At 66.0% G+C, this 12,594-nt stretch carries 10 protein-coding genes and 2 pseudogenes; 10 read left to right on the top strand and 2 right to left on the bottom strand.

Annotated features, from left to right (window positions below):
• Positions 1-1,412 precede the first annotated feature (1,412 nt).
• The 7 genes and pseudogenes from IH50_RS0135875 to IH50_RS40470 all read left to right on the top strand — a co-directional run bounded on the left by IH50_RS0135875 (position 1,413) and on the right by IH50_RS40470 (position 6,613).
• Positions 1,413-1,691: a hypothetical protein gene (locus tag IH50_RS0135875; RefSeq protein WP_030872391.1), complete on the top strand. Its 279-nt coding sequence runs from the start codon at positions 1,413-1,415 to the stop codon at positions 1,689-1,691.
• A gap of 52 nt (positions 1,692-1,743) precedes the next feature.
• A complete protein-coding gene (gene istA / locus IH50_RS0135880; RefSeq protein WP_030872393.1) occupies positions 1,744-3,162 on the top strand; it encodes an IS21 family transposase in 1,419 nt (472 codons plus the stop codon).
• Positions 3,159-3,929 carry an IS21-like element helper ATPase IstB gene (gene istB / locus IH50_RS0135885; RefSeq protein WP_030872396.1) on the top strand — a complete coding sequence of 257 codons (771 nt, stop codon included), beginning with the start codon at positions 3,159-3,161 and terminating at the stop codon, positions 3,927-3,929. Before istA ends, istB begins: the two co-directional genes overlap by 4 nt.
• A 61-nt stretch (positions 3,930-3,990) precedes the next feature.
• Positions 3,991-4,224 (top strand): annotated as a pseudogene (locus IH50_RS43655) (IS6 family transposase); the annotation flags it as partial.
• 494 nt (positions 4,225-4,718) lie between these two features.
• Positions 4,719-5,009, top strand: a complete 291-nt coding sequence (locus IH50_RS0135895; RefSeq protein ID WP_234328320.1) for a hypothetical protein — start codon at positions 4,719-4,721, stop codon at positions 5,007-5,009.
• A 130-nt stretch (positions 5,010-5,139) separates the two neighbouring features.
• A complete protein-coding gene (locus IH50_RS38255; protein WP_051767585.1) occupies positions 5,140-5,727 on the top strand; it encodes an ankyrin repeat domain-containing protein in 588 nt (195 codons plus the stop codon).
• 327 nt (positions 5,728-6,054) lie between these two features.
• Positions 6,055-6,613, top strand: a pseudogene (locus IH50_RS40470) (transposase).
• Between the two features lie 116 nt (positions 6,614-6,729).
• On the opposite strand, the gene IH50_RS41865 reads toward IH50_RS40470, so the two are convergent.
• Positions 6,730-7,335, bottom strand: coding sequence for a hypothetical protein (locus IH50_RS41865; RefSeq protein ID WP_158801407.1), 606 nt, complete (start codon positions 7,333-7,335; stop codon positions 6,730-6,732).
• Positions 7,336-7,521: 186 nt separating this feature from the next.
• A complete protein-coding gene (locus tag IH50_RS0135910; protein ID WP_078914216.1) occupies positions 7,522-10,080 on the bottom strand; it encodes a DEAD/DEAH box helicase in 2,559 nt (852 codons plus the stop codon).
• A gap of 292 nt (positions 10,081-10,372) precedes the next feature.
• Here IH50_RS0135910 and IH50_RS0135915 point away from each other — a divergent pair, with 292 nt between their 5' ends.
• The 3 genes from IH50_RS0135915 (at position 10,373) to IH50_RS42985 (ending at position 12,302) form a co-directional block, all read left to right on the top strand.
• The gene (locus tag IH50_RS0135915; RefSeq protein ID WP_030872416.1) at positions 10,373-10,555 is read left to right on the top strand and encodes a hypothetical protein; all 183 of its coding nucleotides are present in this window, start codon (positions 10,373-10,375) and stop codon (positions 10,553-10,555) included.
• 76 nt (positions 10,556-10,631) lie between these two features.
• Positions 10,632-10,925 carry a hypothetical protein gene (locus IH50_RS0135920; RefSeq protein WP_030872418.1) on the top strand — a complete coding sequence of 98 codons (294 nt, stop codon included), beginning with the start codon at positions 10,632-10,634 and terminating at the stop codon, positions 10,923-10,925.
• A gap of 1,194 nt (positions 10,926-12,119) precedes the next feature.
• Positions 12,120-12,302 carry a hypothetical protein gene (locus IH50_RS42985; protein WP_234328321.1) on the top strand — a complete coding sequence of 61 codons (183 nt, stop codon included), beginning with the start codon at positions 12,120-12,122 and terminating at the stop codon, positions 12,300-12,302.
• Positions 12,303-12,594 lie beyond the last annotated feature (292 nt).

A 12,594-nucleotide genomic window follows, 5' to 3' on the forward strand; every position in this document is an offset into this window, starting at 1 on the left:
CGCCGCCGACGATTTTCGCGCATGCAGCACAGCCTTGCTGCACCAGTGCTGCAGCGAGCGTCACCCCTTGCTGCTGCCACTGCTGAAAGCCTGCTGCACAGCGGCAGCACGAGCTGCCGCTGCACGGCCCACCGGACGCAGGCCGCTGCACCGGGGGCAACAGTCGGAGCTACTGCATGTCTGCCGTGCTGCATACCGGCCGTCCTGCTGCACCCCGCCGCTCGTCGTCCCCCGCCCGCGGGTTTCCCCAGGCGGTGCGCGGGGCCAGCCCGCGCCCGGGCGGCAGTCGGGGTCTCCGTGGGGCCGGTTCTGGCACCAGCCCCAAGTGCCGCCACTCGCTGCCGTCCGATCCCCGGGCCAGGGTCGACGACTCCTGCTCGCTGGCCAGCTCGTATCACGGCCGCCTGTCAAGATCCCAGAAACTTGCTCTGATCTGGGGAAATCCACGCTTCCTGACCTCCCGGGCGCCGGGCGTGACAGCGTGACACCCGTGTCCGGCCCGCTGTCCGGTGGCATCGAACCTGGAGCACGTGTCATCGAACCTTGATGGACGAGGCTCGGTGTCGCCAGGAGTAGGCATGGCTGCGTGTGGAGTCACAGCGTCGACAAATTCGTATCCGCATGAAGGACATGGACGCGGCGGATCTTTAAGAGCTCCAACTTTGGGGTGGGCTCCTGAACAGGGCTTTTACGGCGCCTGAGGTGCGCTGATTCCTCCCCTGGTCCGGAATGAACGGCGAATGACGGGTCGGGCCGGGGCTTGGGCTGCATCAGGAGCCCCTCATACGCTTCCAAAGCGAGCAGGAGCCAACTCGGCCTAGCCGGCAAGCATCCGGCCGAGAGGCTCCTGATCGCGAAGCACGCCTACCTATGCCAGGAAGGAGGCTCCAAGTTGGAGTCTAAGCATCAATCGACCACCCCCGGCGGCCACCAGCCACCGTCACGATGGTGGCGCTGGGCAAGAATGATCACAATCCACGCCGTTAAGGGGGCCGCTTACACGAGTGGCGGAGCGATCGCCACCGCCGTCATCTGGTGGGTTCAGACTCACTAGGAGAAAACTCGAACCGGCGCCCGGGACTGCAAGGTCCCGGGCACCAAGCCTTCCGCTCGGTTGGCATGATCATCGACGAGCACACTGCCAGGCGCTTTTGGCGGTTCAGTCTTCGGTCGCACACGATCAAGGTTCGCTGTCACAGGACACCCGTCCGGGGGGCTTCCGGCACCCGCATCGGTTTCGGGCTGGCGGTCCAGTACGAGTGCTGCCTCTTCAAGCCCGTCGCGTACTGACCACCCGGTCCCAGGATGGGCTTCTGCAGCAGGCGTGTGCGTATCCCGAGGGCACCGCGGGGCGTTGGGCGACAGGGACCGGTGTCACGCAGACGCCGGCCACAGGCGGAAGGCGAGAGGGCATGGGCGCGATGCAGACGGGGGAGGTCATGGGCCCGATGGAGGCCGAGGGGGAGGGGTACCGGCGTGTGCTCCTGACGCATTTGACGAGCTGGGTGCAGGAGGCCACGGAGGTGGTGACGGACCCGGACCGGTGCGACAGCGCGAGCTTGGAGGACGCGCTGAACCACGTCAACAACGTGGTCTACGACATCGAGATGGAGACGGATGTCGGCGTACAAGCGAACGTGCACCACCTCGTACGGATGAAAGTGCACCGTTTGTGGTGCGGTGACGGGTGAAGCACGTGAGTCTGCCTGCTGTCGGTTCGGGGTGACAGGGAGGCGACTGACGGTGGTCTTGGATCCGCATCGGTGGCTGGAGTTGAGGCGGTTCCGTTCGCTGTACGAGTCCGGTGCGATGAGCATGAGGGAGATCGCGAAAGAGACCGGGCTGAACCGCCGGACGGTCAGCAAGTACCTCAGGGACCCTGCTTCGGTCGCCCCACCGAAGAGAGAAGTAGCAGGTCAGCGCCCTCGGCGGGTGGTGGACGAGGTTGCGCCGCTGATCGACGCGATGCTCAGGTCCGAGATCCTGCTCAAGGGAAAAGTGATCCATGAGCGCCTGGTCCAGGACTACGGGGTCACGATCAACTACCAGCGGGTGAAGCTCTACCTGCAGGAAGCCCGGCCCCGGATCGCGGACGAACTGGGCATCAGCCCGGGTGAGCTGGCGGGCCTGCACCGGCGGTTCGAGGTCGTCCCGGGGGCTCAGGCCCAGGTGGACTGGGGTGACGAGGGCAAGATCCTCGCCCATGTCGGCATCCCGAAGGTCTACTCCTTCCACATGACGCTGTCGTACTCGCGCGATCCGTTCTGCTGCTTCACCACCAGTCAGGACCTGGCGACGTTCTTCGACTGCCACCGTGCCGCGTTCGCGCACTTCGGCGGGGTGCCGATGAGCATCGTCTACGACCGCACCAAGACGGTCGTGCGCCGGCACGTCGCACCGGGCGAGGCCGTTCCGCTGCATCCGGAGGCGGTCGCCTTCGCCGGGCACTACGACTTCGATATCGATGTGCTGGCCGCCTACCGGCCTCAGGGCAAGAGCCGGGTCGAGCGGCAGGTCGGCATCGTTCGCGACCACGTGCTGGCCGGGCGGGCTTTCTCCTCGATCGAGGAACTGGACGCCGCCTTCGCAGCCTGGGTGCCGCTGCGGCGGGCGAAGGTCCACGGCACCCACGGCGAAGTCATCGGACAGCGGGCCGTGCGTGATCACGTGGCTCTCCGCCCGCTGCCGAGGGTCCCCTATGCGGTCGCCCAGCGGCATTTGCGGCACGTCGGAAAGGACTGTCTGGTCGCCTTCGACGCGAACCTCTATTCGGTGCCTGCCCGGAAGGTCCGTCCTCGTCAGCTGGTCGAGATCAGGGCAACGAAGTCCCAGGTCAGCCTGCATTCCACTGTCGCCGACGCGGGCGGTCAGACGCTGCTGGCCGTCCATCCGCGCGCCATCGGCCGCGGAGCCCGGATCGTGGACGAGACCCACTGGGACGGTTTGCCCACCGGCGCCGGCCGCAGCGTCACCACCGGCGATGCTCTGCCTTCTGCCCGCAGCGGTCAGCCTCTCGGACCAGAGGCCGGACCGCTGCAGACCCTGCTGAACCGGACCGCCGCAGCAAGTGTCGAGGTCGGACGCCGTCCGCTGTCGGTCTATGACGAGCTGACCGGCACCCGCCCCTTCATCGCAAACTCTCCCTGCAAGGAAGCCCGTTGAGCGAGCTGACCAGCAACCGCATCCGTGCCACCGCCGTCAAGCTCGGCCTGCCGCACCTGGCCGAGGCTCTGAACCAGTACGTCCAACGGGCGGACGAGGCCAAGATGGGCTACCTCGACCTGCTCGACCTGGTGCTGGCCGAGGAACTCGCCGTCCGCGACGACCGGCGCTTCCGCAACGGCCTGCGGCTGTCGAAGCTGCCGCACCACAAGACACTGGAGGACTACGACTTTTCCTTCCAGCCCGATCTCGACCCACGCAAGGTCAAGGACCTGGCCACCCTCTCCTTCGTCGAGGACAAGGCCAACGTCGCTCTGCTCGGGCCACCCGGGGTCGGCAAGACACACATCGCCGTCGCCCTGGCCGTCGCGGCCTGCCGGGCCGGCTACTCGATCTACTTCACAAGCCTCGACGACATGGTCCGCCACCTCAAGGCCGCCGAGGACCAAGGGCGGCTGATCAGCAAGCTCACCAGCTACCTCCGCCCCGCCGTCCTAGTGGTCGACGAGGTGGGCTACCAGCCGCTGGAGCGGGCCGAGGCGAACCTGGTCTTCCAGGTGATCTCCAAGCGTTACGAGAAGGGCTCGATCATCCTGACCTCGAACAAGTCCTTCGGCGAATGGGGTCAGGTCTTCGGCGACGAGGTCCTGGCCACCGCGATCCTCGACCGCCTCCTGCACCACTGCGACGTCGTCCCGATCAACGGCAACAGCTACCGGCTCAAGAACCGCCTTCAGGCCATCGAACGCGACACCGACGTGGCCTGAGCAGTGGTGCACACAACTTCGTACTCGGTGGTGCACTCAGACGAGTACACGGACACCTCATCACAACCGGGCCGAGAACAGCCACCAGCCCACGCGGCAGCGCGAACGCGCGATGAAGGGCTTCCGATCGGCGGGCGCGGCACAGCGGTTCCTGTCCGCGTTCAGCGGCATTTCACCCCACTTTCGGCCCCGCCGCCATCTCATGAGCGCACCCGACTACCGGGCCGAGATGACCATTCGCTTCGCGATCTGGGACCACATCACCGGCCCCAGGAGCCGGCCCACCACAGCCTGAACACACGCCCGGGCCAAGGCCCACCAGGCCTCGACGCGCCGTCAGACAGTCGTCTACTCAACGATGTGACAACGCCCACCGGCGCCGATGAGTGGTACACCCTCACCGGCAGCCCTGCACCCCTGCCGCCCGGAGGCCTGGCCGCCCTCCACACGCAGATCCTTGACCGGGTCCGCCGCGGCGGCGCCGCCGAAGCACCACACTGAACAGACCATACGCACCCTGGTAGGCGGGTGGTGGGTGTCCAGGTCAAAGGTGGAGCTTCAACTGGTTCGAGCCGTTCAGCCCGGACAACGCCCGAGACCCCGACCGCGGGTTCCGCATCTGACGGGGCACCTGCCACTGCAGCGCCCGCGACTTCGCCGACGACGCCGGCGCCGAGGAGCACGCCGCCCGCTGCCGGTGCCGACCCGGGAGCACGAGGCCAGTATCCCTGCATACTGAGGTGGTCCTCGTTGCGGTAGGACACACCAACCACCAGGGGAGGGGCACACATGGACGTGGGCTCGGTGCTCGGCAGCATAGGCAAAGTGGCGGCCGGGGTGGGCAAGCTGGCGTGGGCAGTGATTACCGCGCCGACCACGGGCACCGAGTATGACGCCCACTCCAAGATCGACAGTTTTGCGGAGAAGATCGAGAACGAGGTTCCGGAGGAGCTTCGGGACCGGGCGTGGGGGCTGGTTCTGGACGCGCTGTACTGGGTTCCTCAGGAGATCGAGCAGTTGGTGGAGAGACACCAAGGGTCCGGTGACAACGAGACCGAGGACCCGTCGGCCAAGTACTGATTACCAGCGGCATCGGCCAGAGCAGGTCGCCTTTCATCGTCCCCAACGGGGCGCATGTTCAAAGGGTGTTCGTACACTGCGCTGCATGGACCTTGACCAAACGCGGACCCCGTGGTGGGACAGTCGCGCCGTGCGGACCTACACCCACCCGGACGAGCTGCGGGTCAGGGACCGTCTCGCCGACGCGGCAAAGGCCGGTGACTGGATAACCGTCTTCGCCGTCCTCGACGAGCATCCTGAGTGGGTCAACTCGCCACGGCCTGGGAGCAGCAAGAGGTACGCGCCGCTCCACCAGGCGGCATGGCACAACGCGCCTGTGGACGTCGTGGAGCGGCTTCTGCACCTTGGCGCCTGGCGCACCCTGCGCAACGGTGCTGGCCACATGCCTTTCATCGTCGCCGCCATCCATGACCACGATGACCTCGCGGAGTTCCTGCGGCCAGAGATCAGGCACCCGCTGTCGTATGAGGTCATAGCCGATCTTCAGGCTTCCCTCTACGATCTGATCGCCCGGTACGACCGCATGGCCAGCAAGAGGCTTAACCTCCCGGAGATCAAGGTGCTGACCGAGCTGGAGCAGCCCAGATACAGCATCCGACTCAACGGCGGGTCATTCCTCATTGAGCTGCGCGGTGACCACTTGGCCGTCGCGGCGCTCGACAAGGGGTACGGCACCGCGGTCTACCGGATCGACCTGGACGGCATCCACCAGCAGTAGCTGATGATCTGTGATTTCTTGCGATGTGTCGGCTTTGCGTCAGTGAGGTTGTGTCAGTCACGGTTGAGCGAGAAAAGGGTGTTCCTGCTGCTCGTCGGCCCGTGACTGGAGTTTGCCACTGACACAGCGGTGGTACTTCGCGACCTTGCGGCTGTCACGGGTCGGTGCATCCCCAGTTGGATCACTGCCACGAAGACGGCACATCGCATTCGGGCAGATCGACGGCCACAGGGGCCCAAGAAGTTGAGCCGCGAGCGTGACGACCGTGGTGACAATATAAGAGGGTGTCTCACGTGGTGTGAGGTGGATGCGGCATGATGTTTTGCCATGGGTGTTGGTTTGTCGCAGCGGTTGGTTCCTGACGAACTCTGGTCGCTCGTCGCACCGTTGCTGCCTCCCTTCGCTTCCCGTCCGCAGGGAGGCGGTACGGCTCCGGTTGATGAGCGGGCCGTGTTCACGGCTGTGGTGTACGTGCTGACCAGCGGCTGTGCCTGGCGGCATCTGCCGGAGACGTTCGGTGTCTCGCCGGCCACCGCTCATCGCCGGTTTTCCGCATGGACCAGGGACGGGCTGTGGCGGCGGCTGCACCAGGCCGTTCTGGACGAGCTCGGCGCCCGCGGCGAGGTGGACTGGACCTCGGCCATCGTGGACGCGGCCTCCGTCCGCGCGAAAAGGGGGGATCGCTGACCGGGCGCAATCCGGTCGACCGGGGTCCAGCGAACGGCTCGGCCGGCACCGCTGGAAGATCGAACGGTCGATCTCGTGGCTTTTCGGCTACCGCCGCCTGACCGTCCGATACGAGCGAAAGGGCAGCCACTTCCTGGCCTTCCTCGGACTCGCGGCGACCCTGACCTGCTACAAGAAGCTCGCAAAACTCACCACGTGAGACGCCCTCTAAAGCCCCCTCTCCCGGTATAGGAGAGGGGGCGACGGAGCAGTACATTACCTGGTAGGTGAAGTGGAGCTAACTACCCGCTTTTACAGATTATTACAGATTAACCTTCAAGCCACAGAAAGGCGGGAAGTCCTCTTCGGTTGTACGGCGTGGCATGAGCAGATGCACTGCTCGGCGTTATTCACATGCCCCTTGGTTAGCATTCTTTTGACCGCTTCATCCTCCACGGTCTCGGCGAACGATTCACGGAGATCTCGGAAGGCGTCTGCGTAGGAACCTTCGTATACTTTGTCGCTTGGGTCGGCTTCCTCCAACTTCTTCCTGACTTCATTGAATGTGCAAATGTATTCCAGAATGTGCGTCTGGATTCCCTCATCCAGATACTTCAGGGCGTCATCGCGTTTGTTGTTGTTCGTGGCGAGTAGCGAAGAGCGTCCGGCCTGTAGGCGGCCGAACAGCCACAGCATCGAGAAGTATGCGCGCATTACCGCATCGCGCTCGTTACCTCCCTTGATAGGCCTGTTCTGCCAGTGAAGGCAGCCGAGTAGATGCCGGTCCTTGACGGCGGATTCAGTGGTCAAGTCGTTGATGATCTGGCGGGCAAGCTCATGTCGCTGTTCATAGCGCTGCTTGCGTGCCAGGCGAATGGTGAAAAACAGGGCGACACCCGCAACGACTGCTGTGGGTGGCAGTAGGACGAACATTCCTTCCATGATTGATTCCTCTCCCTGCTCCGTCACCCTGACAACGCACCGTGCGGCCTAGCGGTTCCGGCTGGGCGAGATTTCACCCCATGAGTTTTATGATAGATATATACATTAGTACATGCATTCGAGAAGGTGAAGGCCTTACGCTCTGCAGCATCATGATATGCAGGCTCTTTTCATGGAAAATCGTATCTATGTCCATCGCATGCCGATGGCGGACAACTGTTCGATTCGCTCGGGTGTCAGTGTCGCGGCCCGGCTGCGTTGGTTGCTGACCCATGCGCCGAGCCGGAGCTCCCGCTCCTCCTGGCCCCCGCCGCTCTCGCCGTCGCGACTGTCGTCCCTGCTATCGACGGTGATCCGTTCGATGTGCTTGCGGGGTACGCGCAGGTGCCCCTCACGTTCGTAGTACTGGCGGGCGGCCGCCAGGTTCAGGGACCACTTGTCGGCCTGGCTGGTCCGCGGTTTAGGCTTCTCGTCCTCGCCGGCGGGTTCGATTCCGAGGATGTGCTCGCACATCCATTGCTGCACGCCTGTGAGGTTGTCCCAGCCGTACCGGATCGACCGTACCCATCGTCCGAGGTCTTCGCCTTGGTGCACGACGTCGCCCGGCGATGTGGGCAGCGGGCGGCCAGCGTTCAGGTGGAGCCGGACGAGGTGGAAGCAGCGTTGCCATTCCACCGGCCAGCTTGGGCACCAGGCGGGGTCGATGTCCTCCAGCTGCTCGCGCCGCATCTCTGACAGCGCCCCGGCCGACGACTGCACCGGCAGGCCCTCGGCACGCCGTTGCTCGTTCTCGGCCGCCTTGCGGGCGGCGGCCCGCTGGTTCTTCAGCCAGATCCCTACCCGGTAGCCCTGGTAGGTGGCGTCCAGCGGGGCCAGGAGGTGGCCCGCCTCGGCCGCCCACCCGCGCGCCGCCGCGAGACCTTCCTCCCACGCGACGTCGAAGTGCGACCACACCATGCCCAGCTTCTCCAACTGCTCGACACGGTCGGCGTCCATGTCCCCGCGGGCGTAGAAGCGCCGATTGTCGGCGATCCACTGCCCGAGGGGAAAATCGGCGAGCGAGACCGGCCACCCCTCGCCTTCGGCTTCCTGGTCGTCGCGGCCGGGCACCCGGTACGTAAACGGCACCTTCAGGTCACCGTGTTCGCGGGTGTAGATGACGGCGGCCTCCACCCCGCGCCGCCAGTGGGCGTGTTCGGGGTTGATCACGCGCAGGTTGATGAACGCGGCCAGCTGCGCGGGGTCGCGCGGGGTGGAGAACTTCAGCAGGGACCGGGCCGGCACCGACAGACCACGGTCGCTTCGGTCGCCGTCAGCTCCCTCGTCCTCCGCGCTGCTCGAGCGAGTCTGGACGCCCCTGACGCTGCTGCGTGCCTGCTGCTCGGCGAGCTGCTCGACGACGCGGGCGTCGTGCGCCCTGAGCGCTTCCAGCAGTTTTGCGAGACCGCCGTACGCCCGGGAGGTGAGCATGTTGTCCGCCGTCTCGCCCGGCCCGAGCAGCACCGGTACCACGAGCGAGGCGACCTTGCCCTCGCCCGGCTGCATCCGCAGCGCGCGGCCCACGGTCTGGACGAGGTCGGGCATCGAGCCGCGCACGTCCGCGAAGTACACGGAGTCACATTCTCGGATATCGACACCTTCGCCCAGCACTTTCACCGAGCCGAGGAAGCTCTTCTCCACGACCGTACCGTCAGCAGCGATCCCTGTGGAGAACTCGTTCAGGACGCGCCGCCGGTGGTTCGGCTTGTGCTCGCCGCACAACCAGTCCGCCCACACCGTGCGCGGATACAGCTCCGGCTCGGCGGCATGCAGCCGACCGGCGACGTCGGGCAGGCCGGCCGCGAACGCCTCGGCCTCCTTCACCTGGTGGTGAAAGACGAGCGTGCGCCGGAAGCCCTCCTCCGACGACGCCTTGAGCAGCGCCGTCTGCAGGGCCGCGAGCCGCGCCCCGCGCACCTCGTCCGAGCGGCCCTCCACGCCCAGTAGCTGGGAGGCTTGGAGCTGGGTGTCGGTGATGTCCAGGCACACCACCTGGTAGGGCGCACAGATTCCCCGGTCGATCGCCTCGGACAGCGTCAGTGTGTAGCAGCGGGCGCCGAACGGTCCGCCCGGGTTGTCCTCCATCGAGGCGACCAGCTCACCCGGCGCGCCTGGCGCAGCCTCGGAGTCCTCGTTCAGTTGCCACAGTCGGGGTGTGGCGCTCATGTACAGGCGGCGCAGGGCGGGGATGCGGGCGTTGTCGTGGACGACAGCCCACGGCTTGCCCAGCCGTCCCGAGGTCCGATGCGCCTCGTCCACGACGACCAGGTCCCACCCCGGAAGACCGGCGGCGTGCGCGCGCTCCAGCGTGCCCAGCCCGAGCGAGGCGTACGTGGCAAAGACGGTGACCTTGTCGAAGGGCCGTACCCAGTCGACCAGCTCGCCCACGTCCGTGGTGTTCGGGAAGGACGCCTCCTCACCCCGCAGGGACGACACCCCGATCACCGGACCTGTGCGGCCACCCGCGCGCCACGCGGCCTCGGTCTGGGCGAGCAGATCCAGCGAGGGCACCAGGACCAGCACGAGGCCCGCACGCAGCTCCTCAGCGCTCCGTGCGGCGACCAGGGTCTTGCCCGATCCGGTCGCCATAACCACCTGAGTACGCAGCCCTCGCTCCGGCACAACAGATCTTGCAGACAATTCAAGCGCCCGCAGTACCGCGTCCACGGCTTCCCGCTGATGAGGACGAAGCTCCCCCACCGCCATTTCAGTCCACCCTCTCCCGCACACCGGACGCAGCACGCCCACACCACGACACAACTAACAGCCCACGTCAAAAAGACCGCTGGCCCACAATGCCTACACCGCTACACCGGACCCACGCCCCGCTGCTGAACACAAACGACCACCCTCAAGCGGGCCACAGAAACTACAACGACGGAGTCACCCAACTCCAGACTCTATCGCAAACACAAAATGAAGCAGATGCATAAGGAATCAGCACAGACGTCAGGGGTACTCCCTGCCCATCACTGTCCACCCTGCAGGAGAGGGAGTCATGAAACAGAGCATTGGGAACGGCGAGGGCAACCGGTTCTGCAAGGCGTGCGGCACGCCGGCCGAGGACGGCAAACTGTGCAACCACTGCGGCGCCGTCCTGGACCTCCCCGACAGTGCGGGGCTGGTCGAGGACCAGGGCGCGGCAGTACGACGCGACTTCGAAGGACGCACCCGGCAGTAAGCAGGAGAGGCGGCCGGAGGACGAACCCGATCAACCCGCTCCGTTGAACAGCGTGCACTGGGGTACATGGGACGGCATGGCATCCACAACTGATCGCGTCATGTCCTTGCGGGCCGTGCGGCAGCTGCACCGGGTCCGCACCTTCTACACAGGCGGCGTCCTCTTGTGGGCGGCGCTGACCGCCTGGACCGCCTGGCAGTTGCCCGGCAGCCGACAGATGTGGGTGTCCGCCCTCCTCCTGGCCGTCTTCAGCACCCTCCTGCTCACCGCCTCCCTATGGCTGCAACGCCTCCAGACCGCAGACTTGCGCCGTCCCGCGCACCACGCCGCCCCACGGAAGGCGGCTGCATCACGTCACGCGCATGCCTGACCCACTGCCGGTAAGGCAGCACCACCCGCGGTCCGGGTCTCATCGTGTTTCTGCGCCTCGACATCTGGTTGCAGGCCAGCCGTCGCTGACAGCCAGTCCCTCTCTGGACCACCTCTGTGTATCTCTGGAGTCGGTGAGGCCGCCCGTTTTCGGCCCTCTCCCAGGGGTTGGGAGGCAAGGGGCGGGCAGGGGGTAGGCGGGTAGGTATGGATGGCACACGACTTCGACAGGATGATCAGAGCTCACAGGAAACCCGTGCTCGAGGAACGATGCGGATGTGGCGGTGGGCCAGGTGGGCAGCGCTTGTTCTCGCGGTCAGCTGGGCGGTGAACTGGGTCGTCAATCTCATCCAGGGCGAGCAGGGCCGGGACCTGTGGTGGCCTCTGGTCAGTACCGTCATCTGGGCAGCGTTGACCGTGTACGGCTTCAGGACTTACCGCCGGATCAGGACAACGACCCTGTCGGCCATCACCGGCCGCCCGTCTACCTGACCATCTCGACCGGCCCGCTTCCTGCCACCTTTCGGCACCTGGACCGACCCCCCTCCCGGGCCAAGGGCCCGCACAAGCGGACGGGATCCGAGAAGGGAGCCTCGATGCGGCAGCGTTCAGGTTCGCGTACCCCGCCGTCATGGACCGTGCCGGGCGCACGATGGAGGGCCTGGCTCTACTGGCCGATGCTGTGTATAGCTCTTGGACTCCTGACCTGGCGGGTGACCGATGGCGCCAGCGGGGCGAGCATTACCCTGTCCTCCTGTCATGTTCTGGTGTGGGTGTGTCTTCTGCTCGCCAACCGGTCCGCTCGGCGCAAACACTCACAAGCCTGACAGGAGCAGCACCAGGAGTTGGTCCTGCTCCACGGCCGCCTCTGGATGTCATGAGTCTTGATACTCATGCGTGACGGTCTTCCCGTGGGTCACACTGCCTCTGCTGTGACAGGCCATCAGATAAAAGAGGGGCGGGCGTGACGAGTATGCGCAGGACCGTGGCAGTGGCGATATTGGCGGTTTTCGGGGCGGTGGGAGCCGGGGCTGCGCCGGCCGCGGCAGCTGGTGGTCTTCTTCCTCATCCCGGGCCTGAGGGTCTGGTGTGGGTGGAGGAGTGGACAGGGGATGGCGGGGTTGCGTCCGGTGGGGCGTGGGAAGGCCTGCCGACCGTGCTCACGGTTGCCTGTGAAGGCGTAGGCAGTGTGGCGGTGACGATGGAGTCGCAGCAGGCGCGGGTGGCCGAGTTCACGGTGGACTGTTCTGCCAGCAGTACGGGTGTGGGCTCGGTGACCATGGATGCGGGGGTCGTGAAGTCGGGTTCCTTCACTGTGGGCATCGACGCCTCGCACGAGAGCATCCGGTGGGCCCTGACAGTGACCCAGCCCGAGTAGGACAACCCCCCTCCTTGCTGCCGCCCGGGCCGAAGGCCCGTTGACGGCACCGCGCAGCGGGGCTGGCCCCCGGGCGCGCAGCGCCCTCAGTTGCTGGAGCACAGCGGAAGCAACCCTGAAGGGCGAGGCCCCGAAGAGTCCCGGGAGCGCAGCGGACGGAACGTCACCCGCCTTGCGCAGCAAGGCGGGTGAGCGGGATGCGCAGCATCCCGCCAGCGCTCCCGCGGAGCGGGAGCGCAACCCCCGCGCGTAGCGCGGGGGTTCGCTTGCCCCCCATCGCGCAGCGATGGGG

It is taken from the genome of Streptomyces sp. NRRL S-37 (genome assembly GCF_000721605.1).
Lineage (GTDB): Bacteria > Actinomycetota > Actinomycetes > Streptomycetales > Streptomycetaceae > Streptomyces.

Coding starts and splice junctions, on each gene's coding strand:
- IH50_RS0135910 (WP_078914216.1), bottom strand. CDS start 10,080: ATGGCGGTGGGGGAGCTTCGTCCTCATCAGCGGGAAGCCGTGGACGCG.
- IH50_RS0135920 (WP_030872418.1), top strand. CDS start 10,632: ATGGCATCCACAACTGATCGCGTCATGTCCTTGCGGGCCGTGCGGCAG.
- IH50_RS0135895 (WP_234328320.1), top strand. CDS start 4,719: ATGGACGTGGGCTCGGTGCTCGGCAGCATAGGCAAAGTGGCGGCCGGG.
- IH50_RS41865 (WP_158801407.1), bottom strand. CDS start 7,335: ATGGAAGGAATGTTCGTCCTACTGCCACCCACAGCAGTCGTTGCGGGT.
- IH50_RS0135915 (WP_030872416.1), top strand. CDS start 10,373: ATGAAACAGAGCATTGGGAACGGCGAGGGCAACCGGTTCTGCAAGGCG.
- IH50_RS0135875 (WP_030872391.1), top strand. CDS start 1,413: ATGGGCGCGATGCAGACGGGGGAGGTCATGGGCCCGATGGAGGCCGAG.